Below are 21,422 nucleotides of genomic sequence, written 5' to 3' on the forward strand. Positions count from 1 at the left end.
ATGTTTTTCCTTTATTAGTACTAAATAAAGCCAATAATATTGTTTTCACAAATTATGCGACGCGGATGACAGCACCCTTGCACGCGACTACTTACCAAGCCCCGTAAATATACAGAGCAAATCTGGTGCCCATGGCGGGAATCGGACCCGCGACCTCTCCCTTACCAAGGGAGTGCTCTACCACTGAGCCACATGGGCGTTTTGCCTATTGTTATTGTTGGAGCGGGCGACGAGGTTCGAACTCGCGACATCTTGCTTGGAAGGCAAGTGCTCTACCAACTGAGCTACACCCGCACTATGCAGAACACCCAAGGAGGGTTCTCACCGACCCGCTTTACAGCAATACCTACAGGCAATCATTTTTTGGTGGAGAGGGCTGGATTCGAACCAGCGTACTCAGAGAGAACGGATTTACAGTCCGTCGCCTTTAACCACTCGGCCACCCCTCCAAAAAATCGACCGCGATTATCGCGGTTAATGCTGCTGACGTCAATGTCAGCAAACATAAATTTGGTGCCGGGTATCGGAATCGAACTGATGACCTTCGCATTACAAGTGCGCTGCTCTACCAACTGAGCTAACCCGGCATTTCAGGAAGGCGCAACTATATCACTTTTTTTGAGAAGTAATCTAGTGCTTTTTCAGAATTTTTTATTTTTTGCTGAAAAAAAATAATTCCACAATCCACATCGGCAAATCATGCCACAGATCATGGCAAAACAAGCCAAGGTTACTTCACCACCTTCAAGTGGGATTTTTTAGCCGCTGGCGCTGCCGATACATCCTCAGCGGCACTTGCAGTGCTTGTTGTCGGCTCTGGCGCCTGACCATCCACCACTTCAAAAAACATACCTTGCCCGTTTTCCCTGGCAAACACACCGGCTACCCGATTAATCGGCACATAAATATGCTGGGCAACGCCGCTGAAACGTGCAGAAAACACCACCGCATCATTATCAATATGCAAATCTTTGACGGCGGTGTAGTTCATATTCAGCACAATTTCGCCATTTTTCACATAAGCGGTCGGCACGCGTGTTTGCGCATCAACCTTTACCAGCAAATGCGGCGTGAGTCCATTATCGACACACCACTCATGAATGGCACGTATCAGGTAAGCAGTGGTGGGGATCAAAGCGCTCATGCGAGTTTCCTTAAAAAAACAGCGCGAAGGGCATTCGCGCTGCTTGGGTCTAACTAACTACCGTTATTTACGCATTGCCTTTTCAGACGGCGTCATCGCCTCAGCGTACATCGGGCGCGAAAACAGGCGCTCCGCATATTTCAACAAAGGAGAAGCCTGGTTAGGCAACTCAATGCCATAATGGCCCAAGCGCCATAACAAAGGCGTGATAGCAACATCAAGCATGGAGTATTCATCACCCATCAGGTAACTTTGCTTGCCAAAAATTGGCACCAGCTGCGTCAGGTTATCACGCACCGTTTTACGCGCTTTATCTGCCGTTTCCGCATCAGTGGATTCGATATCTTTGATGTGGCTGAACAAGTCTTTTTCAAAGTTGTAGAGAAACAGTCGTGCACGCGCACGCATCACCGGATCAGCGGGCATTAACTGCGGATGCGGAAAACGCTCATCAATATACTCATTGATAATGTTGGCTTCCGACAATACGAGATCGCGCTCAACCAACACCGGCACTTCGCCATATGGATTCAATATGGCCAAGTCTTCAGTTTTGTTGGTCAGATCAACATCAATCACCTCAAAGTCCATGCCTTTTTCGAACAATACGATACGGCAACGGTGACTGTAAGGATCGACAGTGCCCGAATACAATCTCATCATAATTTATTTTCCCTATAAAAAAAGACACCAAGGCCTCAAGCCTTGGTGTCGGACTTGGTTTGCAATTAGCGAATATCTTTCCAGTATTCGGCTTTGATTTTTTTCACCAAGACTAACAGCACAGACAGGAACAACACCACCACCACACCAATCCACAAGCGGGATTGTTTGGCGGGCTCGGCCATGAACGCCAGGAAATTGGTTAAATCACCTGCAAACTGGTCATACTCTTCAGGACTCAACTTACCGGCTTTTTCCAATTTAAGGGTATGCGTTTCGTGATCCAGCACCTGCATACCTTGCAACTCATACAGCACGTGCGGCATCGCCACTTTGTCAAATACCTGATTATTCCAGCCGGTTGGACGTGTGTCGTCTTTGTAGAAACTACGCAAGTAGGCATATACCCAATCTGCGCCGCGTGCGCGCACTTCAACGCTCAAGTCTGGCGGTGCAGCACCAAACCATTTTTTAGCATCTTTAGGATTCATACTGACGCGCATGGTCTCACCGACTTTCTCACCAGCAAACAGCAGGTTGTCTTTAATCTGCTTGTCGGTCAGGCCGATATCCTGCAAACGGTTATAGCGCATGTAGTTCGCGCTATGGCAATTTAAGCAGTAGTTCACAAAGTTTTTAGCGCCACGTTGCAACGAAGCCTTATCACTCATGTTAATTGGCGCTTTCACGTCAATATGCACTTCATTAGCCATCGCCACGCCAGAAACCAGCAGTGACAGGCTGGCAAAAGCCTGCAAAAAGATTCTCTTCATCATTAGTATGTCACCCTTTCTGGCACAGGCTTGGTTTGATCTTTTTTAGTGAACCAAGGCATCAAAACAAAGAATGCGAAGTACACCACGCTACAAACACGTGCAAGCACAGTTGCACGATCTGCACGACCCAACCATGGGCCGAATTGACCCCAAATATCGCCAGGTACGGTGCCCAGATAACCCAAGATTACGAAGCTCACAACAAAAGCTGCTAACCAGCGTTTGTACAAGCTGCCACGATAGCGGATAGATTTCACCGGACTCTTATCCAACCAAGGCAGGAAAGCAAACGCAACCACAGACAAGCCCATCGCCACCACACCCGGGAACTGCGAAATACCAATCGGCGGTACGGCACGCAAAATGGAGTAGTAAGGAGTGAAATACCAGACCGGCGCGATGTGTGCAGGTGTTTTCAATGGATCAGCTGGCACAAAGTTGTTCGCTTCGAGGAAGTAGCCACCCATTTCAGGCATAAAGAACACAATGGCAAAGAACACCATCAGGAACACCACCACCCCTACCAGGTCTTTCACCGAGTAATAAGGATGGAAAGGAATACCGTCTAATGGAATACCAGTCGCTTTATCTTTTGTCGCTTTAATTTCGACGCCGTCAGGGTTATTGGAACCCACTTCATGCAAGGCTACGATGTGTACTGCAACTAAACCCAACAACACCAGCGGCAATGCAATCACGTGGAAAGCAAAGAAACGGTTTAATGTCGCATCGGAAACCAGGTAGTCGCCACGCAGCCATTCGGACAAGTCAGGACCGATAAATGGCACAGTAGAGAACAGGTTCACAATCACCTGCGCACCCCAGTAGGACATTTGGCCCCATGGCAGCAGGTAGCCAAAAAAAGCCTCACCCATCAACACCAGAAAAATACCCACGCCAAACAACCAGATCAGTTCACGCGGCGTTCTGTATGAGCCGTAAATAATGCCACGGAACATATGCAGATAAACCACCACAAAAAACATGGAAGCACCCGTAGAGTGCATGTAGCGGATAATATTGCCGCCAAACACATCACGCATGATGTATTCCACTGAAGCAAATGCCAATTCAGCATCTGGTTTGTAGTTCATGGTTAAAAAGATACCGGTAACGATTTGCAGCACCAACACCAATAAAGCCAAAGAACCAAAGAAATACCAAAAATTGAAGTTTTTTGGCGCGTAATACTCGGTCAGGTGCCCCTTGATGGTACTGGTGAGCGGGAAGCGGGCATCTACCCAGCCCAACACACCAGCGGCAGTTGTTTTTTTAGTCGTTGCCATGATAGTTAAGCCTCCGCCTTTTTGTCTTCGCCAATCAGCAATGTCGTGTCTGTCAGGTATTGATGGGGTGGGATCAACAGGTTTTTAGGGGCAGGTGAGCCCTTGAACACGCGACCGGACAAATCGAATTTAGAGCCATGGCATGGACAAACGAAACCACCATCCCACTCAGCAGTGACAGCAAAGTTATCGTTAGGCGAGCAACCTAAATGCGTGCAGGTTCCCAACATCACAGCAAACTCAGGCTTGATCGAACGATCTTTGTTTTTACAGTATTCCGGCTGCTGCGGCACTTCCAGGTTAGGATCAGACAACTGATCATCATGCTTGACCAGCTTGGCCAGCATTTCTGGTGTACGGCGCACAATCCATACCGGTTGACCGCGCCATTCGGCCGTCATTTTTTCACCCGGTTTCAGCTTGCTGATATCCACCTCAACGGGGGCACCAGCCGCTTTGGCGCGCTCACTAGGTAGCATGCTGCCGACAAATGGCACCGCGACTGCGGCAACACCCACAGCACCAGTTGCTGCCGTGGCTTTCACCAAAAAATCGCGTTTTTGCAAATCCACCTCAGATGGCTGGCAAAACGACAAACTGTTGTTGTCAATTTTGTTTTCTGACATTGGCTTCCTTAATCTACCCTTTTGAGGTAACAGTGTGATCAAAACTTGAGTCGCGATTATACATTTTTCGCATAAACAAGCCAAATTTAATTCAATAAGTCGTTGATATTTATCAACTAAACAGGGTTGTCCAGCTCCACATAAATATGCTCAATGCCATACTTTTCAGCAATCCATTGCCCCAGTGCCTGCACACCATAACGTTCAGTCGCATGATGACCAGCACTGATATAAGCCGTCTCGGTTTCGCATACCGTATGCCAGGTCTGCTCGGATACTTCGCCACTGACAAACACATCCACTCCGGCATTCACCGCTTGCTGAATATAAGACTGTGCCGCCCCTGTACACCAGGCCACGGTTCGCACCTGTTTTTGCGGATCACCCAGCAGTAGCGCCTGCCGACCTAGGCAGCTACTCACATGCTCGCCAAGCTGCTCGAGGGTTATGGCTTGTGGCAACATCGTCATCGGTAGCATGTTTTTATCATCCAGGTAGCGCGTGATCGGCCACTCAAACACGCCACCCAATTGCACGTTATTCCCAACTTCAGGATGGGCGTCTAGCGGCAGATGGTAAGCTAACAGACTGAGATCATGTGTCAGCAGTCGCTTTAAGCGATTGCGCTTGAGTCCTGTCACTTCAGCCGCCTCACCACGCCAAAAGTAACCATGGTGCACCAGGATTGCATCGGCATCAGCGGCAATTGCAGCTTCAATCAGCGCTTGGCTAGCCGTCACACCACTGACAATACGCCGCACCTGCGGCCGCCCTTCTACTTGCAAACCATTTGGGCAATAATCTTGAAATTTGCCAACTTGTAAAAAATTGGCCAACTCAGTGACAAGAAGATTCAATTCCATCTCTGACTCTCATATATACTAGGCATTGTTAAGACATTCACTTATTTTTGCAATGATGCGACATCTCTGGTCTATCTTCTCACAAGCCGTCACTGTTTGTCTGGGCATTTTATTTGTCTTGAAGTTATTTTATCCGGGCGTACTAATGCCCGCCCCAAGCCAAGCGCCGGTCAGCAAACAAGTTGCGAACAATACTGCCGCGAACATCGCCAAAAATGGCTATCGCACCGCGGTCAGTAAGGCTATGCCCTCGGTGGTCAACATTTTCACCACGGCACGCATCAGTCAGGACCCGCACCACGCCCTGAAAAATGACCCGCTGTTTCGCCACTTTTTTGGCGACGAAATGGAAGAAGAAGACGAACAACCAGAAAATAGTCTGGGCAGTGGCGTTATCGTCAGCGCCGATGGCCTCATTCTGACCAATAATCACGTCATCAGTTCGGCTGATCAAATCGAAGTCGCGCTTAGTGATGGCAGCAAATCGTCAGCCACCGTGGTCGGCACCGACCCCGATACCGACCTGGCCGTCCTCAAGATTGACCGCAAAAATCTGCCAGCCATCACTTTTAGCAATAGTGACCAGATGAAAGTCGGTGACGTGGTCTTAGCCATTGGCAACCCTTTTGGCGTCGGCCAGACCGTGACCCAAGGCATTATTAGCGCGCTCGGCCGCAACCACCTGGGCATCAACACCTTTGAAAACTTTATTCAAACCGATGCCTCAATCAATCCCGGCAACTCCGGCGGTGCACTGATTGACGTCAACGGTAATTTGATTGGGATTAACAGTGCGATTTATTCGCGCAATGGCGGCAGCATGGGCATCGGCTTTGCGATTCCAGTCAGTATCGCCAAGCAGGTCATGGAGCAAATCAGCTCTAATGGCACGGTCACGCGTGGCTGGATAGGCATTGAAGCACAAGACATTACGCCAGAACTGGCTGAGTCATTTAACCTAAAAACGGCTAACGGCTCCCTGATTGCAGGCGTGCTACTAGATAGCCCGGCCGATCGCGCAGGCTTGCGCCCTGGCGATATTCTGGTGGCGATTGACGAGACGCAAGTGGTAGACAGCCAATCGATGTTGAACATCATTGCCATGCTCAAGCCTCGTGACAGAGCCACGTTATCGATTATTCGTGCGGGTAAAAAAGTGAATATTGTGTTGGTCGTTGGCAAGCGCCCACTACCGAGCAAACTGCCGCAATAACTTAAGTGGCGGCAGAGTCGCTGGCTGGCGCTTGTGGTAACCAACGCACCACCAGCAAGCCAAGCTCATACAACAACCATAGCGGAATCGCCAGCATACACTGCGATACGATATCCGGCGGGGTGAAAATGGCGCCTAATACGAACGCACCCACGATCACATAAGACCGTGATTCTTTGAGTTGTGCCTGGGTTACCCAGCCCATCAAAGCCAGCAACACCACTGCAATCGGCACCTCAAACGCAAACCCGAACGCTAGAAACAGGCCAATCACAAAATCCAGATACTCAGCAATGTCTGTCATTACAGCCACCCCTGCCGGTGCACTCCCCACCAAAAAGCCAAATACCACCGGAAACACCACAAAATAGGCAAAGGCCATGCCGATAAAAAATAAAACAACCGCCGAGGCCAGCAATGGGCGAATCAAGCGCTTTTCATGTGTATATAATCCTGGCGCGACGAAGGCCCAGCCTTGATAAATCATCCAAGGCAATGCAATCAAAAAAGCCGTCAACATGGTGACTTTCATCGGCACAAAAAACGGTGTGGTCACTGCCGTCGCAATCATTTGCGCGCCTTGTGGCAGTTTTGCAAGCAAGGGCGCAGCCAATAAAGTATATAGCCGGTCTGCGAAAGGAAACAAAGCCACAAACGCAAGCAGCCAGCCAATGACGGCGCGCAGCAAGCGATTGCGCAACTCAATCAGGTGAGAAATGAAACTTTCGGTCGGCGTCATGATGAAAGAGGCATCCAGAACGGCTTAAGCCAGTGGGTTTTGTTCGGCATCGGACACAGCAGCGGCTTTTTTGGCCGTGTTACGCGGACGGCGTGGCCTTTTTGGACTGTCGGCAACCGCAAATAATTGCGCCTGTGGATCTGCATCCAAGACTGGCTGCTCAGTGCCGGCAGCCGCAGCCGCTTCATCAGCGACTGCGGTTTTACGCTGCCGTGGCTTGCGCGGCTTTTTAGTCTCGCTGGTAACTTCGGCATCCACGAGCGCAGCTGGCGGTGGTTCAACCGGCAAAATACTGTGTTCTATCTCGTCATAGCTTTGCTGCAAACCGGATTGCACTTCTTGCTGTAACGTTTGCAGTTCGGCAAAGCGCGTTTCACGGTTGACTTCCTCTTTTACTTGCGTGACAAAACGCTGCAAACGGCCAAAAAAAGCGCCCGCAGTGCGGGCGACTTTTGGTAATTTTTCCGGCCCGATCACCACCAGGGCAACCACCGAGATAACCAGTAATTCTGAAAATGAAATATCAAACACAATACGTCAGGATTTATTTATTGTGATCAGACAATTCTTCAGGCTTGGATTCGCCCTTGCCTTCATTGACCGCTTTTTTAAATTCATTGACCGCGCCACCGACATCACCGCCAATATTACGCAGTTTTTTGGTACCAAACACCAGCACTACAATCAGCAATACAATCAGCCAGTGCCACAAACTAAATGAACCCATCGTAATCTCCTTTATTTTGTCCGGTGATATTACGCGGCAGCGCCGCCACCAAACACGTGCAGATGAATATGAAACACTTCTTGCCCGCCTTCGCGGCCAACATTCATCAAGGTCTTATAGCCAACCAAGCCTTGCTCCGCTGCCAGCTTTGCCGCCAGCAGCATCATTTTGCCTAACAGGGCCTGATGCTCGGCGCTACAGTCTTTGAGTGTTTCAATGTGTGCCTTGGGCACAATCAGAAAATGTGTTTTTGCCAGAGGACGAATGTCATGAAACACGATCACATCGTCGTCTTCGTAAAGCGATTTAGACGGAATAGTGCCAGCAGCGATTTTACAAAAGATACAATCTGCGCTCATTCTGTTCTGCTCGCTTTCTCTGCGATGCCCGATAAGCCTTCGCGTCGTGCCAGTTCATTCAGCACATCCTGCGCACTCAACCCGGCATGACTCAGCATGACCAAGGTATGAAACCATAAGTCGGCCGTTTCATAAATGATTTCGTCTGTATTACCACCTTTGGCGGCAATCACAGTTTCAGTGGCCTCTTCACCAATTTTTTTCAGGATGCTGTCCATACCTTTGGCATAGAGTTTAGCCACATAAGAAGACGCAGGGTCAGCCGCTTTACGCTGCTCCATCAATTCAGACAGTCGATTTAATACATCACTCATGGTAAATAGCTTTCGGATCCTTGATGACTGGCTCTACCGTGACCCAGGCATCGTTTTGCAATTGCTGAAAAAAGCAATTGTGTCGACCGGTATGACAAGCAATGCCGCCCAGTTGTTCGACCGTGAGCAAGACGACGTCGTCGTCGCAATCGAGGCGGATATCATGCACGATTTGGGTATGACCAGACTCTTCGCCCTTGTGCCACAACTGGTTACGTGAACGAGAGAAATACACGGCATGGCCGGTATCGCGCGTTAGTTGTAACGCCTCACGGTTCATCCAAGCAAACATCAATATCTTGCCAGTATCTTTTTCCTGCGCAATCACCGGCACCAGGCCATCAGACGTCCAGGCGACTTGATCCAGCCAGCTCATCGTATTTCCAACCCGTGTTCGCGCATATAGTCTTTGGCCTGTTGTACCGTGAATTCACCATAGTGAAAAATACTGGCGGCCAACACGGCATCGGCGCCACCCAAGGTCACGCCATCGACCAGGTGTTGCAAATTACCCACGCCGCCCGAGGCAATCAATGGTACATCCACCGCATCGCTAATGGCTTTATTGAGCGGATTATTAAACCCAATTTTAGTGCCGTCGCGATCCATGCTGGTCACCAGCAACTCGCCAGCGCCCAAGCTGACCATCTTTTGCGCCCATTTCACCGCATCCAGGCCTGTGGCATTACGGCCGCCATGCGTGAAGACTTCCCATTCAAATGGTTGGTTATCGACTTTTTTAGCGTCAATCGCCACCACAATACATTGCGAGCCAAAGCGGCTGGCAGCATCTTCAACCACTTGCGGATTAAGTACCGCCGTTGTGTTGATACTGACTTTATCTGCACCCGCATTGAGCAAACGGCGCACATCTTCTACTTTGCGCACGCCACCACCGACCGTCAGCGGGATAAAAATCTGCTCGGCAACCCGTTCGATAATATGCAGAATCAGGTCGCGATTATCAGAGCTGGCCGTGATATCTAAAAACGTCAACTCATCCGCACCCTGATCATTGTAACGTTGCGCAATTTCTACCGGGTCACCAGCATCGCGCAACTCCAAGAAATTGACCCCTTTGACCACTCGGCCATCGGTGACATCCAGACACGGAATAATGCGTTTGGCACAGCCCATTATTTTTGACCGCTCAACTGATCTGCCAGCTGTTGCGCCGCTGCAAAGTCCAGCGTGCCTTCATAAATCGCCCGACCAGTGATAGTGCCAATAATGCCTTCGTCCTGCACATCGCATAACTTGCGCACATCGTCGAGATTGGTCACGCCGCCGCTTGCAATGACAGGAATCGTTAACGCCTGCGCCAAAGCAACGGTGGCTTCAATGTTAACACCTGTCAACATGCCATCACGGCCAATGTCGGTATACACAATGCTTTCTACACCGTAATCTTCAAACTTTTTCGCCAGGTCAATCACGTCGTGACCGGTTAGCTTAGACCAGCCATCCACGGCAACCTTGCCATCCTTGGCATCCAGCCCCACCATGATCTGGCCAGGGAAGGCATAACAAGCCTCATGCAAAAAGCCGGGGTTTTTCACCGCTGCGGTGCCGATAATGACATAGCTGATGCCGTCATCCAGGTAGCGCTCAATCGTATCCAGATCGCGAATACCGCCGCCCAACTGGATAGGAATATCCCCACCGACTGCGGCGACGATAGACTTGATTGCATCCTCATTGACCGGCTTACCAGCAAAAGCACCATTCAGATCCACCAGATGCAAACGCTTGCCGCCTTTATCTACCCAATGTCTGGCCATGGCGCCCGGGTCTTCGGAAAATACTGTGGACTCTTCCATCAGGCCCTGCTTTAAACGCACGCAGTGGCCATCTTTCAAATCAATTGCTGGAATAATTAACATGTTGTTTTCAATAGATAAATAACGAGTAGTGACTAAAACGACTAGAAATCCACTTAGGGCTTCCAGTGTACAAAATTACGTAAAAGTTGCAAGCCCGCATTGGCGCTCTTTTCCGGATGAAACTGAACGGCGAATACGTTATCACGGGCAATCGCGCCCGTGTAATCAAACGGATACGCGGTGGTGGCTGCAGTTAAAGTAGGCTCTGCCGGTGCCACATAATAGCTATGCACATAATAAAAGCGCGACTGATCTGGAATCTCTGCCCACAGCGCATGCGCCTGTGTTTGATGCACCTGGCTCCAGCCCATGTGTGGCACCTTCAGCTTGGCGCCTTGCGCATCATGCATTTTATCTGCAGGAAAGCGCTTAACCTCACCGCGGTAAACACCCAATCCCGGCACATCGCCCTCTTCGGAATGTTCAAACAGCATCTGCAAACCGATACAAATGCCTAAAAACGGCTTTTCTTGAGTAGCGGCGATGACGGCCTGGCGTAAATCACGTGCATCGAGTTCACGGATACAATCTGGCATCGCACCCTGGCCTGGAAAGACCACGCGCTCAGCCTGTGCAATCTGCGTAGGATCACTGGTGACCGCAATAGAAATAGAAGGCGCCACCGCTTTAAATGCGTTGGCCACCGATCTTAAATTACCCATGCCATAATCAACAATGGCAACTTGCAAGCGACTCATGGTTGGCAATCAGGCGTTATAACGCACCTTTGGTAGATGGCATTAACCCTGCCATGCGTGGATCAGGAGTCGCAGCCATTCGTAGCGCACGACCAAAGGCTTTAAATATGGTCTCAGCCTGATGGTGGGCATTATTACCTTTGAGGTTATCAATATGCAGTGTCACCAGCGCATGATTCACAAAGCCCTGAAAGAACTCATGGATCAGGTCTACATCAAACGCACCAATCATGGCACGCGTAAATGTGCAATCAAAGGCCAGGCCAGGGCGACCAGACAAATCCAGCGCCACTCGGCTCAACGCTTCATCCAGCGGCACATAGCTGTGACCATAACGCGTCAGGCCTTTTTTATCACCTAACGCCTTGGTAAAGGCCTGCCCCAGCGTGATGCCGATATCTTCAACGGTGTGATGTGCATCAATATGCAAATCACCGTTAGCATGGACTTTTAAATCAATCATGCCATGGCGCGCAATTTGATCCATCATATGGTCTAAGAAGCCCAGACCACTGTGCAAGTCTGATTGACCGGTGCCATCGAGGTTAATCGAGACGGTAATTTGTGTTTCTAGCGTATTACGCGTGACTTCAGCTTGACGTGACATATAAGAAAGGAAGGCGTTCACAGTGAGTTAGCAAATAGATTATCCATTTTACAGCAAGTCTTGCCGGACTGGCAAAAAGCCGACATAAAAACAAAAAAGCAGCCCAAACGGGCTGCTTTTTTTAAATCAGAAAGCTATCCGTAAAGATAACAGTCGATTATTTAGCTTCTTCAGTCGCTGGAGCTGCTTCTGCAGGTGCAGCTTCAGCTGGTGCCGCTTCTTCAGCTGGTGCCGCTTCAGCAGCAGGTGCTGCGTCAGCTGGAGCAACTTCTTCAGCAGCTGGTGCTTCAGCAGCAGGCGCAGCTTCTTCAGATTTTTTGCCCAACAGTGAGAATACCAATACCGCAGCAACAGCAGCGATGATCCATGGCAGCAATTTGTTACCACCTTTAGTCGCAGTGCCAGCACCGTGAGCAATTTTAGTGATTTCAGTGGCAGCCGCCGCTGGGTCAGCAGCACCGTAGATTGCAGCACCGGCAACCACGATATCAGCACCAGCATCAACCACTTGTTTAGTCGTTGCCGCTTTCACACCACCAGCCACAGACACTTTAGCGCCTGTTTTCAAACCGGATACCAAACCCAGGTCAGCAAATGGTGTTTGACCAGCCGCTTGTTGGTCCAAACCAGTGTGAACACCAATAATGTGTGCACCCAATTTAACCACTTCCAGCGTACGGGCTTTTTTGTCTTTAACGTTGATCAGGTCGATTTGCGCTTCTTTGCCATATTTGTTGGCAGCGTCGATCACACCTTTGATCGTACCGATGTCTGCAGTACCCAAAACGGTACAAATGTCAGCACCTGCTTTGTAGAATGGCTCAGCTTCGTAAAAGCCAGCATCCATGGTTTTCAGGTCAACCAGAATTTTGTTGTTAGGGAATTTTGAACGCAATGCTTTCAACAGTTCGATACCGTTGTGTTTGATACAAGGGGTACCAATTTCAAGAATATCAACGTGTGGCGCAACTTTAGCTGCCAAAGCGATCGTTGCGTCGAAATCCAATGAGTCCAATGCCATCTGGGTTTGTGCCATTTTTCTTCCTCCGAGTTTGCTCTATTTTAAATCCAATGAATCAATGCGCAGCAATCATGCAAACGCAACCCTCACTGCACATTATGTACAATAGCGTGCATCATAACCGCATTTTCAAAAAAATGACAATATTGCGACGATTTTTTTTACGTCACAATGCAATCATTTGCCGCACATTAGCGTGCAATTTACGGCAAATAGTTTGATTTTAACGACATTAAGCCAACAGAAGGGTACGCAATGCCTGCATCAAGGCCTGATTTTGCATCTCATCGCCTATCGTAATCCGCAAGAAGTCAGCAATCCGGGCCGGTTTTTTAAAATGACGCACGATCACCGCCTGCTCACGTAACCCGGTGGCCAGTTGCTCGCCCGAATACGCCGGATGACGCGTAAAAATAAAATTAGCGCCAGAAGGCAGCACTTCAAAGCCCAGATGCTGTAAATCGAGCACCAGTTGATCGCGTGATGCAATCACTTGCTGGCGTGTTTGCTGAAAATAGGCTTCATCTTGCAAAGCAGCAATCGCGCCGGCCTCGGCAAAACGATCAATGGGATAGGAGTTGAAACTATCTTTGACACGAATCAAGGCCTCGATCAACGCGGCATCGCCGACGGCATAACCAACGCGCAACCCAGCTAAGGAGCGCGATTTTGAATAGGTATGTGTCACCAGCAGGTTGGGATATTGATTAACCAAGAACACAGCTGATTCGGTGCCGAAATCGACGTAAGCCTCGTCAATCACGACGACGGATTGCGTATTGGCTTTTAGTAAGCGCTCAATGTCGCTCAGGGCCACAGGCACGCCTGTTGGCGCGTTAGGGTTAGGGAAAATAATGCCCCCATTCGAACGCAGATAATCGTCAACCGCGATCTCAAACTGGTCATTTAACGCCACCGTTTCAAAATCGATGCCATACAGCCCACAATACACCGGGTAAAAACTATAGCTAATGTCTGGAAACAGCAAAGGCTGATCGTGTTTAAGTAAGGCTTGAAACACATGCGCCAGTACTTCATCCGAGCCATTGCCCACAAACACTTGATTGGTTTGCAAACCATGATATTCAGCAATCGCCGCTTTCAGACGGCTGGAATCTGGGTCGGGATACAAACGCAGCGTGTCCGCCGTCTCCGCCTGTAAAGCAGCAATCACTTTCGGACTGGGCCCGTAAGGGTTTTCATTGGTGTTCAGCTTGACCAAGTTTTGCAACTTTGGTTGCTCACCCGGCACATAAGGCGTCAGGCGGTGTACGAGATTGCTCCAATATTGGCTCATAACGATACTCTTAATGTCGGGCGATTATTTCAAACGATACTCAGCACTGCGGGCATGCGCTTGCAGGCCCTCACCGTAAGCCAGGGTGGCAGCGATCTTACCCAGCGTTTGTGCGCCAGCGGATGACACCATAATCAAACTGGAGCGTTTCTGGAAGTCATACACGCCCAGCGGTGAGCTGAAACGGGCCGTACGCGAGGTTGGCAGTACGTGGTTAGGCCCGGCGCAATAATCGCCCAATGCCTCACAGGTATCGCGACCCATAAAAATCGCCCCGGCGTGTCTGATCTGTTTGCTAAATGCCAGTGCATCATCCATCGATAACTCCAGGTGCTCAGGCGCGATGTAATTACAAATCTCAGCAGCCTCGGCTAAGTCTTTCACTTGAATCAAAGCACCACGGTTTTGTAACGAGGTGCGAATAATGTCTTGACGTGGCATCTCACCCACCTGGCGCTCGATACTCGCTTGCACCTGATCGAGGAATTCAGCACTCGGTGACAGTAAAATCGCTTGTGCCAATTCGTCATGCTCGGCCTGACTGAACAAGTCCATCGCTGTCCAGTCTGGGTTACTACGGCCATCACTGATGACCAGAATCTCTGACGGTCCTGCCACCATGTCAATCCCGACCACGCCAAACACACGACGCTTGGCCGCCGCCACATAGGCATTCCCCGGGCCGACAATTTTATCGACTGGCGGCACGGTCTCGGTGCCATAAGCCAAGGCGCCCACCGCTTGCGCGCCGCCAATACAGAATACGCGATCCACGCCGCACACAGCCGCTGCGGCGAGCACCAGCGGATTTTTTTCTCCGTTAGGCGTAGGCACCACCATCACCAACTCTTGCACACCGGCGACTTTGGCCGGAATGGCGTTCATCAGCACCGAGGATGGGTAGGCTGCTTTGCCGCCAGGCACATACAAACCAACGCGGTCCAGCGCCGTTACCTGCTGGCCGAGCAACGTACCGTCCGCTTCTGTATATTGCCAGGATTGCATCACTTGCTTTTCGTGGTAGCTGCGCACACGGTCAGCGGCTGCCTGCAAGGCTTCTCGTTGCGCAGCGGGCAGGCCATTTAAGGCCGCATGCAGTTCTGCCTGCGGAATCTCCAATGCCGCCAAGCTGGTAGCGTTGGTTTTATCAAAACGATTGGTGTATTCGAGCACCGCCGCATCACCACGGGCTTTGACATCTTTGAGGATATTGGCGACCACCTGGTCGATGGTGTCATCCTGCGCAGTTTCAAAAGCGAGCAATGCCTTTAATTCAGCCTCAAACCCGGTGTCGCGTGTATTTAAACGTTTAATATTCATGATTTCTATCAATTACTCTTTACGAATGGCGCGCGCAAAACTGTCAATAATCGGTTGCAACAACGGACGATTTACCTTGTAAGAGGCCTGATTAACCACCAGGCGCGAGCTAATCGCGCCCACCTCTTCAACCGCTTTGAGCTGGTTGGCACGCAAAGTGCCGCCAGTACTGACCAAGTCGACAATGGCATCGGCCAAGCCGACTAGCGGCCCTAGCTCCATCGAGCCGTAGAGCTTGATCAAGTCCACATGCATACCCTTGGCGGCAAAATGCTCACGCGCGGTTTTCACATATTTGGTCACTACTTTGAGACGCGCACCTTGGCGGATGCTGGCCTCATAATCAAAGTCCTCACGCACGGCCACCATCATTTTGCACTTGGCAATATTCAGGTCTAAGGGCTGATACAAGCCTTCTCCGCCATGCTCATCCAGCACATCCTTACCGGCAATGCCCAGATCGGCCGCGCCATATTGCACGTAGGTCGGCACATCCGTCGCCCTTACGATCACCAGGCGCACATCATTACGGTTAGTCGGCAAAATCAGCTTGCGTGAAGACTCAGGATCCTCCAGTGCGTGTATGCCAGCAGCCGCCAATAACGGCGTGGTTTCCTCAAAAATGCGCCCTTTGCTGAGTGCAATAGTAATCATGATTAGTTCGATCTACGCACTTTGGCGCCCAATTGATTCAGTTTTTCTTCCAGCTTTTCGTAGCCACGGTCCAGATGGTAAATACGGTCAATCACCGTTTCACCCTCAGCCACTAACCCGGCCAGCACCAGGCCAGCCGAAGCGCGCAAGTCGGTTGCCATAACACTGGCGCCCTCTAATGCAGACACACCTTGCACCATGGCCGTATTGCCCTGTACGTCAATATTGGCGCCCATGCGCTGCAACTCTTGCACGTGCATAAAACGGTTTTCAAAAATCGTTTCAATCACCGTGCACACACCTTCTGCCACCGTGTTCATGGCCATAAACTGCGCCTGCATATCGGTAGGAAAAGCCGGATGTGGCGCCGTGCGCACATTGACTGCTTTTAACTTGCCATCACTTTTCACCGTAATACTATTGCTGTCGTGACTGATGGTCGCCCCTGCCTCGCGCAGCTTTTCAATCACGGCCTCAAGCAAGTCAGCGCGTGCATTTTTCAAGGTGACTTCGCCGCCTGTCATGGCCGCCGCCACCATATAAGTTCCCGCCTCAATGCGGTCGCAGACCACATGATGTTGGGCACCAGTCAGGCGCTCAACACCTTCAATCGTAATCGTATCTGTGCCCGCGCCAGTGATCTTGGCACCCATTTTATTCAGGCATTCAGCCAGGTCGACCACCTCAGGCTCCTTGGCCGCGTTTTCCAACACGGTGGTGCCCTGCGCCAGCGCAGCGGCCATCATCAGATTTTCGGTGCCAGTCACTGTCACCATATCCATGTAGTACTTGGCGCCTTGCAAACGACGGTTAGGCAAATGCAGGGTGCTGGCTTGAATATACCCATGCGTGATATGCATCGCAGCGCCCATGGCTTGCAGACCCTTAATATGCAAATCCACCGGCCGTGAGCCAATGGCACAGCCACCGGGCAACGAAACACGCGCCGTCCCAAAACGCGCCAGCAACGGACCTAGCACCAAAATAGAGGCGCGCATGGTTTTCACCATGTCATAGGTGGCCTCAAAAGAAGCCACATCGCTGGCATCCAGCGTCACCTGATCACCGTCTTTGCTGACCTTCACGCCCATGGTATCCAGTAATTTGAGCGTTGAAGCGACGTCTCGCAGCTCTGGCACACCGGTTAAGGTAAACGGCGTTTCTGCCAACAAGCCCGCGCATAAAATCGGTAACGCGGCATTTTTGGCGCCAGACACGATCACTTCACCGTGCAGCGGCACGCCGCCTTCAATAATCAATTTGTCCAAAATTATGCTTTCGCCAACAGGGTTTGCAGTTCGCCACTTTGATACATGCTACGCATAATGTCAGCCCCGCCAATAAACTCGCCATCCACATACAACTGCGGAATGGTTGGCCAGTTAGCATATTGCTTGATGCCTTCACGGATATCCATATCTTGCAGAACGTCAATCGTGACATACTCAACGCCACAGGCGGTCAGGATTTGTGTCGCCACGCTAGAAAAGCCACATTGCGGAAACTTCGGGCTACCCTTCATATACAACACAACCTTGTTGTTGCTCACGGTGTCTTTAATTTTTGCTTGTACATCCATCTTGATTGGCTCCAAAAATACATTAAAACGCTAGGCTTGCTGTTGCTGCCATTGCGTCGGGGTATAGGTTTGCATAGACAACGCGTGTATTTCGGCACGCATCCGGTCACCCAGGGCGGCGTATACCAGTTGATGCTGTTGTACCATGCGTTTACCTTCAAAGGCCGGGCTGACAATCACCGCATCAAAATGGGTGCCGTCATCGCCATTCACTTTCAGATAGTCGCATTCCAATCCACTGCGGATGTATGCCTCAAGTTGCGCTGCTGTTAACACAAAACCTCACTTATTCAACAAAATACAGCCCGATTTAACAGGAAAATATTTCCTGTTAAATCGGCTAACTGCGTAATTTATAACCGGATTTTAACATCTTTAGGCATAGCCACGCCAATGCCAGCAAGAAGCTGCCGACCACCGCCAGGCTCAGCCAAGGTGAGACATCGCCATGGCCAAAAAATCCATAACGGAAACCATCTATCATGTAGAAAAACGGATTTAACTGCGACACCGCTTGCCAGAACGGCGGCAAAGAGTGGATAGAGTAAAACACCCCAGACAAAAAGGTCAGCGGCATAATGACGAAGTTCTGGAAAGCCGCCATCTGGTCAAACTTATCAGCCCAAATGCCGGCAATGATGCCAAAGGTGCCCAGCAAGGCGCTGCCTAGCAAGGCAAACGCAAAAATCCAGCCCGGGTAAACGGTGGGCACAGAAACAAAACACAACGCCACCAGATAAATACTCAGGCCGACCAGCAAACCACGAATCATGGAAGCAGCGAGAAATGCGACAAAGAACTCCAGCGTATTAATCGGCGTCAGCAATAAAAAGACAATATTGCCCATGACCTTGGACTGAATCAGGCTGGATGAACTATTGGCAAACGCATTTTGCAACAAGGACATCATCATCAGGCCAGGCACTAAAAAAGCGGTATAACTGACTTGATCATAAACTTTGACATGCGACTCCAGCACATGCGAGAAAATCAGCAGGTAGAGCAAAGCTGTCAGAATCGGCGAAGCAATCGTCTGGAACGCCACCCGCCAAAAACGCAGCAGCTCTTTTTTAAACAGTGTATACACCCCACGCCAGCGCGGACTGACTTTATCATCCAGCCAGAAGAAAGGACTCAGCCACTTCATGCGTGCACCCCTTTTTGGTTACCGACCAGGCGCATGAACACATCTTCCAGATCAGCCTCCTGCAACTGCATATCTACAATCGCCACCCCGGCTTCGCGCAACACGCTTAGCACCATTTCAACCTGTGACAACTCCGATAAGGCTAGCACGACGTCATCTCCATTGTGCTGTTTAAGCAAAGGGCTTAACTGCTCAGGCAGCGCTCCGGCCAGGCGCAAAGAAAGCTGCTTGGCGGCATGACTTTTTAACAGCGCTCGCGTGGTATCCAGCGCGACAATTTTGCCTTGCTTCATCATCGCCACGCGCTCACACAAGGTCTCAGCCTCTTCCAGATAATGTGTCGTCAAAATAATGGTATGCCCTTGCTGATTGAGCTTTTGTATAAATGCCCACAGCATTTGCCTGAGCTCGACATCCACACCGGCGGTGGGCTCATCGAGTACAATCACTGGCGGCTTGTGCGCCAGCGCCTGCGCAATCAAGGCCCGGCGCTTCATGCCACCAGACAATTTACGCATATTGGTATGCGCTTTATCCGTCAGGCCCAAGCCTTCAATCACCTCATCGACCCAACCATCATTTTCAGGGCCATGGCCAAAATAACCCGCCTGAAAGCGCAACATTTCGCGCACGTTAAAAAACGGATCGAACACCAGCTCTTGCGGCACCACGCCCAGAGCACTGCGCGCACGCTGATAGTCTGTCTGCACATCATGGCCCATGATACGGATACTGCCACTGGTCGGCTGTAACAAGCCGGCCAGCAAGTTAATCAAGGTCGACTTGCCTGCCCCATTTGGGCCGAGCAAAGCAAAAAACTCGCCCTGCTCGATGCGCAAATCTACGCCCCTGAGCGCTTCAAATTCGCCAAAGCGCTTGGTAATGCCTGTAATCTCTATGGCTGCAGCCACGTATGACCTTTCGCTATCCCACAAAAAACGAAACCCCACCTCGTCAGAGCTGGGGCTGTTAGACTGATCTTTTGTTAACTCAACAAGAATCCGTCGACACCATAAAGTTGCATTAGACTTCGCAAATTTTCAGGCACCCCAATGACTGATACCGCAGTCGCCTCATGATGCTGGTGATGCAGCTGCCGCTGAACCTCCAGAATCAAACTCACAGCCACCGTATCCACCTCTTTGACTTTGGTGAAATCGAGAATCAATGGCTGTTCCAGACGCAACGTTTGCAAATGCGTCAATGTTTCGCTGATATTGTGAATCAGCAAATTGCCACTGAAGTGCAAGGTATTTTGTTGTTGCGTAATTTGCGCCACAAAAACTCTCCGAAGATGACTGTCTGCCGCTTGGTAATTACTTACCGGTAGCCGCCTTGTTTTTATCGGCCAGCTTTTTGGTCAAGCTGTCCAAGCCGTTCTGGCGAATTTCTTGTGCAAACTGGCTACGATAGTTGGTCACTAGGCTCACCCCTTCGATCACAATATCAAATACTTTCCAGTCATCAGCTTTTTTACCCAAACTATAGTCCACACTGATAGGATCTCCACCAGCTTGCTGAATCGCTGTTTTGACCGTGGCGCTATCAGCACCTGCTTCCATACGGAAAGGCTTGTACTCAATAGTTTGATTTTTGTACTTGGATAATGCAGTGGCGTAAGTACGTAATAACAGCGTTTTGAACTCTGCCTGAAACGCTGTTTTTTGCTCTGGTGTGGCATTGGTCCAATTTTTACCCAACACTAAACGAGAGACTTTTTCAAAGTCAAAGTTAGGCAAAATCTTTTCTTCTGCCAGGGCAAAAATCTTTTGCTGGTTGCCCGCCTGAATGTCTTTATCATTTTTAATGACTTCAATCACATCATCAGCGGTTTTTTTCACCAGTTGATCCGGCGTCATGCCAGCCATTGCCACACCGCTTAACAGCCACATGGCAACTGCCATCCACCACTTTTTCATTGCGTTCCCTTTATCAATCGATTGAGTTACTTACCAATTTTGTCCAATGGACTAGCATCTAACGCATCAACCCCAGATTCGGTTGATGCAGACGCTGTTTTACCCGGTTTGTCATCGCTTTCAGTCGCCTTGCTATACAGAAACTGGCTAATCAGTTTCTCCAGTACCACCGCATCCTGTGTTTGCGAAATCTTGTCGCCATTTTTGAGGTTTACCTCATCGCCACCTGCTTCCAGGCCAATATATTGCTCACCTAACAGGCCAGCCGTATAGATATTGGCAAAGGTATCTTTAGGGAAATTGTAGCGTGTGTCGATGTTCAGACTCACAACTGCCTCATAAGTTTTAGGGTCAAACGTAATTTCACTCACACGACCCACCACCACCCCTGCACTTTTGACTGGTGCACGTGGTTTAAGACCACCGATATTCTCAAAGTTCGCCGTCACCAGATAGGTTTGGCCAATACTGCTAGTAGTGAGATTACCCACTTTCATCGCCAAGCCCAGCAAGGCTGCAAAACCGAGTGCGACAAAAATGCCTACCCATAAATCAATTGTTGTTCTTTCCATTGTGTATTCCCCGCG

Annotated in this window: 29 protein-coding genes and 4 tRNA genes; 1 reads left to right on the top strand and 32 read right to left on the bottom strand. The window is 50.1% G+C overall.

The window, feature by feature from the left end; genetic code table 11:
* Nucleotides 1–123: 123 nt before the first annotated feature.
* The 10 genes from E6Q52_RS08660 to E6Q52_RS08705 all read right to left on the bottom strand — a co-directional run bounded on the left by E6Q52_RS08660 (nucleotide 124) and on the right by E6Q52_RS08705 (nucleotide 5,358).
* Nucleotides 124–198: transfer RNA gene (locus E6Q52_RS08660), tRNA-Thr, on the bottom strand.
* Between the two features lie 20 nt (nucleotides 199–218).
* Nucleotides 219–294, bottom strand: a tRNA-Gly gene (locus tag E6Q52_RS08665).
* 70 nt (nucleotides 295–364) lie between these two features.
* Nucleotides 365–449: transfer RNA gene (locus E6Q52_RS08670), tRNA-Tyr, on the bottom strand.
* A 62-nt stretch (nucleotides 450–511) separates the two neighbouring features.
* Nucleotides 512–587: transfer RNA gene (locus E6Q52_RS08675), tRNA-Thr, on the bottom strand.
* A 143-nt stretch (nucleotides 588–730) separates the two neighbouring features.
* Entirely contained in the window at nucleotides 731–1,144 is a 414-nt protein-coding gene (locus E6Q52_RS08680; RefSeq protein ID WP_292821113.1) for a ClpXP protease specificity-enhancing factor, read from the bottom strand.
* Between the two features lie 63 nt (nucleotides 1,145–1,207).
* Nucleotides 1,208–1,807, bottom strand: coding sequence for a glutathione S-transferase N-terminal domain-containing protein (locus tag E6Q52_RS08685; RefSeq protein ID WP_292821115.1), 600 nt, complete (start codon nucleotides 1,805–1,807; stop codon nucleotides 1,208–1,210).
* A gap of 65 nt (nucleotides 1,808–1,872) precedes the next feature.
* Nucleotides 1,873–2,583 carry a cytochrome c1 gene (locus E6Q52_RS08690; RefSeq protein ID WP_292821117.1) on the bottom strand — a complete coding sequence of 237 codons (711 nt, stop codon included), beginning with the start codon at nucleotides 2,581–2,583 and terminating at the stop codon, nucleotides 1,873–1,875.
* Nucleotides 2,583–3,869 (bottom strand): cytochrome b N-terminal domain-containing protein, encoded by a 1,287-nt coding sequence (locus E6Q52_RS08695; RefSeq protein WP_292821119.1) that lies wholly within the window; start codon nucleotides 3,867–3,869, stop codon nucleotides 2,583–2,585. The genes E6Q52_RS08690 and E6Q52_RS08695 overlap by 1 nt, the downstream gene beginning before the upstream one ends.
* 5 nt (nucleotides 3,870–3,874) lie before the next feature.
* A complete protein-coding gene (gene petA, locus E6Q52_RS08700) occupies nucleotides 3,875–4,495 on the bottom strand; it encodes a ubiquinol-cytochrome c reductase iron-sulfur subunit (RefSeq protein ID WP_292821121.1) in 621 nt (206 codons plus the stop codon).
* A 116-nt stretch (nucleotides 4,496–4,611) separates the two neighbouring features.
* Nucleotides 4,612–5,358, bottom strand: coding sequence for a Nif3-like dinuclear metal center hexameric protein (locus E6Q52_RS08705; RefSeq protein ID WP_292821123.1), 747 nt, complete (start codon nucleotides 5,356–5,358; stop codon nucleotides 4,612–4,614).
* A gap of 55 nt (nucleotides 5,359–5,413) precedes the next feature.
* On the opposite strand from E6Q52_RS08705, the gene E6Q52_RS08710 reads away from it, so the two are divergent.
* The gene (locus E6Q52_RS08710; RefSeq protein ID WP_292821125.1) at nucleotides 5,414–6,571 is read left to right on the top strand and encodes a Do family serine endopeptidase; all 1,158 of its coding nucleotides are present in this window, start codon (nucleotides 5,414–5,416) and stop codon (nucleotides 6,569–6,571) included.
* 1 nt (nucleotide 6,572) lies between these two features.
* Here the strand turns inward: E6Q52_RS08710 and tatC are convergent, their stop codons facing one another.
* The 22 genes from tatC to mlaD form a co-directional block, all read right to left on the bottom strand.
* Nucleotides 6,573–7,310 carry a twin-arginine translocase subunit TatC gene (gene tatC, locus E6Q52_RS08715; RefSeq protein WP_292821127.1) on the bottom strand — a complete coding sequence of 246 codons (738 nt, stop codon included), beginning with the start codon at nucleotides 7,308–7,310 and terminating at the stop codon, nucleotides 6,573–6,575.
* Between the two features lie 24 nt (nucleotides 7,311–7,334).
* Nucleotides 7,335–7,841 (bottom strand): Sec-independent protein translocase protein TatB, encoded by a 507-nt coding sequence (tatB, locus tag E6Q52_RS08720; protein ID WP_292821129.1) that lies wholly within the window; start codon nucleotides 7,839–7,841, stop codon nucleotides 7,335–7,337.
* Nucleotides 7,842–7,854: 13 nt separating this feature from the next.
* Nucleotides 7,855–8,037 (bottom strand): Sec-independent protein translocase subunit TatA, encoded by a 183-nt coding sequence (tatA, locus tag E6Q52_RS08725; protein ID WP_292821131.1) that lies wholly within the window; start codon nucleotides 8,035–8,037, stop codon nucleotides 7,855–7,857.
* A 29-nt stretch (nucleotides 8,038–8,066) separates the two neighbouring features.
* Nucleotides 8,067–8,396 carry a histidine triad nucleotide-binding protein gene (locus E6Q52_RS08730; protein WP_292821133.1) on the bottom strand — a complete coding sequence of 110 codons (330 nt, stop codon included), beginning with the start codon at nucleotides 8,394–8,396 and terminating at the stop codon, nucleotides 8,067–8,069.
* Complete coding sequence (locus E6Q52_RS08735; protein ID WP_292821135.1) at nucleotides 8,393–8,710, bottom strand: phosphoribosyl-ATP diphosphatase; 318 nt, start codon at nucleotides 8,708–8,710, stop codon at nucleotides 8,393–8,395. The genes E6Q52_RS08730 and E6Q52_RS08735 overlap by 4 nt, the downstream gene beginning before the upstream one ends.
* Nucleotides 8,703–9,086: a phosphoribosyl-AMP cyclohydrolase gene (gene hisI / locus E6Q52_RS08740; protein WP_292821137.1), complete on the bottom strand. Its 384-nt coding sequence runs from the start codon at nucleotides 9,084–9,086 to the stop codon at nucleotides 8,703–8,705. Before hisI ends, E6Q52_RS08735 begins: the two co-directional genes overlap by 8 nt.
* Nucleotides 9,083–9,847, bottom strand: a complete 765-nt coding sequence (gene hisF, locus E6Q52_RS08745; RefSeq protein ID WP_292821139.1) for an imidazole glycerol phosphate synthase subunit HisF — start codon at nucleotides 9,845–9,847, stop codon at nucleotides 9,083–9,085. Before hisF ends, hisI begins: the two co-directional genes overlap by 4 nt.
* Nucleotides 9,847–10,593 (bottom strand): 1-(5-phosphoribosyl)-5-[(5-phosphoribosylamino)methylideneamino]imidazole-4-carboxamide isomerase, encoded by a 747-nt coding sequence (hisA, locus tag E6Q52_RS08750; RefSeq protein ID WP_292821141.1) that lies wholly within the window; start codon nucleotides 10,591–10,593, stop codon nucleotides 9,847–9,849. The genes hisF and hisA overlap by 1 nt, the downstream gene beginning before the upstream one ends.
* 53 nt (nucleotides 10,594–10,646) lie before the next feature.
* On the bottom strand, nucleotides 10,647–11,291 hold the full coding sequence (gene hisH / locus E6Q52_RS08755) for an imidazole glycerol phosphate synthase subunit HisH (RefSeq protein WP_292821143.1): 645 nt from the start codon (nucleotides 11,289–11,291) through the stop codon (nucleotides 10,647–10,649).
* A gap of 16 nt (nucleotides 11,292–11,307) precedes the next feature.
* Entirely contained in the window at nucleotides 11,308–11,898 is a 591-nt protein-coding gene (hisB, locus tag E6Q52_RS08760) for an imidazoleglycerol-phosphate dehydratase HisB (protein WP_292821145.1), read from the bottom strand.
* Between the two features lie 157 nt (nucleotides 11,899–12,055).
* Nucleotides 12,056–12,934 carry a 3-hexulose-6-phosphate synthase gene (hxlA, locus tag E6Q52_RS08765; RefSeq protein WP_292821147.1) on the bottom strand — a complete coding sequence of 293 codons (879 nt, stop codon included), beginning with the start codon at nucleotides 12,932–12,934 and terminating at the stop codon, nucleotides 12,056–12,058.
* 217 nt (nucleotides 12,935–13,151) lie between these two features.
* Entirely contained in the window at nucleotides 13,152–14,216 is a 1,065-nt protein-coding gene (gene hisC, locus E6Q52_RS08770) for a histidinol-phosphate transaminase (RefSeq protein ID WP_292821149.1), read from the bottom strand.
* Nucleotides 14,217–14,240: 24 nt separating this feature from the next.
* Nucleotides 14,241–15,536: a histidinol dehydrogenase gene (gene hisD / locus E6Q52_RS08775; protein WP_292821151.1), complete on the bottom strand. Its 1,296-nt coding sequence runs from the start codon at nucleotides 15,534–15,536 to the stop codon at nucleotides 14,241–14,243.
* A gap of 12 nt (nucleotides 15,537–15,548) precedes the next feature.
* Complete coding sequence (gene hisG, locus E6Q52_RS08780) at nucleotides 15,549–16,190, bottom strand: ATP phosphoribosyltransferase (protein WP_292821153.1); 642 nt, start codon at nucleotides 16,188–16,190, stop codon at nucleotides 15,549–15,551.
* Nucleotides 16,191–16,192: 2 nt separating this feature from the next.
* On the bottom strand, nucleotides 16,193–17,458 hold the full coding sequence (gene murA, locus E6Q52_RS08785; RefSeq protein ID WP_292821155.1) for a UDP-N-acetylglucosamine 1-carboxyvinyltransferase: 1,266 nt from the start codon (nucleotides 17,456–17,458) through the stop codon (nucleotides 16,193–16,195).
* A gap of 2 nt (nucleotides 17,459–17,460) precedes the next feature.
* Nucleotides 17,461–17,769, bottom strand: a complete 309-nt coding sequence (gene grxD / locus E6Q52_RS08790; RefSeq protein WP_292821157.1) for a Grx4 family monothiol glutaredoxin — start codon at nucleotides 17,767–17,769, stop codon at nucleotides 17,461–17,463.
* 30 nt (nucleotides 17,770–17,799) lie between these two features.
* The gene (locus E6Q52_RS08795; protein WP_024930457.1) at nucleotides 17,800–18,045 is read right to left on the bottom strand and encodes a BolA family protein; all 246 of its coding nucleotides are present in this window, start codon (nucleotides 18,043–18,045) and stop codon (nucleotides 17,800–17,802) included.
* A gap of 64 nt (nucleotides 18,046–18,109) precedes the next feature.
* Nucleotides 18,110–18,916 (bottom strand): ABC transporter permease, encoded by an 807-nt coding sequence (locus tag E6Q52_RS08800; protein WP_292821159.1) that lies wholly within the window; start codon nucleotides 18,914–18,916, stop codon nucleotides 18,110–18,112.
* A complete protein-coding gene (locus tag E6Q52_RS08805) occupies nucleotides 18,913–19,827 on the bottom strand; it encodes an ABC transporter ATP-binding protein (RefSeq protein ID WP_292821162.1) in 915 nt (304 codons plus the stop codon). The genes E6Q52_RS08800 and E6Q52_RS08805 overlap by 4 nt, the downstream gene beginning before the upstream one ends.
* Nucleotides 19,828–19,901: 74 nt before the next feature.
* Nucleotides 19,902–20,195 carry an STAS domain-containing protein gene (locus E6Q52_RS08810; RefSeq protein ID WP_292821164.1) on the bottom strand — a complete coding sequence of 98 codons (294 nt, stop codon included), beginning with the start codon at nucleotides 20,193–20,195 and terminating at the stop codon, nucleotides 19,902–19,904.
* A 37-nt stretch (nucleotides 20,196–20,232) separates the two neighbouring features.
* Nucleotides 20,233–20,835 (bottom strand): phospholipid-binding protein MlaC, encoded by a 603-nt coding sequence (locus E6Q52_RS08815; RefSeq protein ID WP_292821166.1) that lies wholly within the window; start codon nucleotides 20,833–20,835, stop codon nucleotides 20,233–20,235.
* Between the two features lie 26 nt (nucleotides 20,836–20,861).
* Complete coding sequence (mlaD, locus tag E6Q52_RS08820) at nucleotides 20,862–21,407, bottom strand: outer membrane lipid asymmetry maintenance protein MlaD (RefSeq protein WP_292821168.1); 546 nt, start codon at nucleotides 21,405–21,407, stop codon at nucleotides 20,862–20,864.
* Nucleotides 21,408–21,422 lie beyond the last annotated feature (15 nt).

Source organism: Methylophilus sp. (assembly GCF_008015755.1).
Taxonomy (GTDB): Bacteria; Pseudomonadota; Gammaproteobacteria; order Burkholderiales; family Methylophilaceae; genus Methylophilus.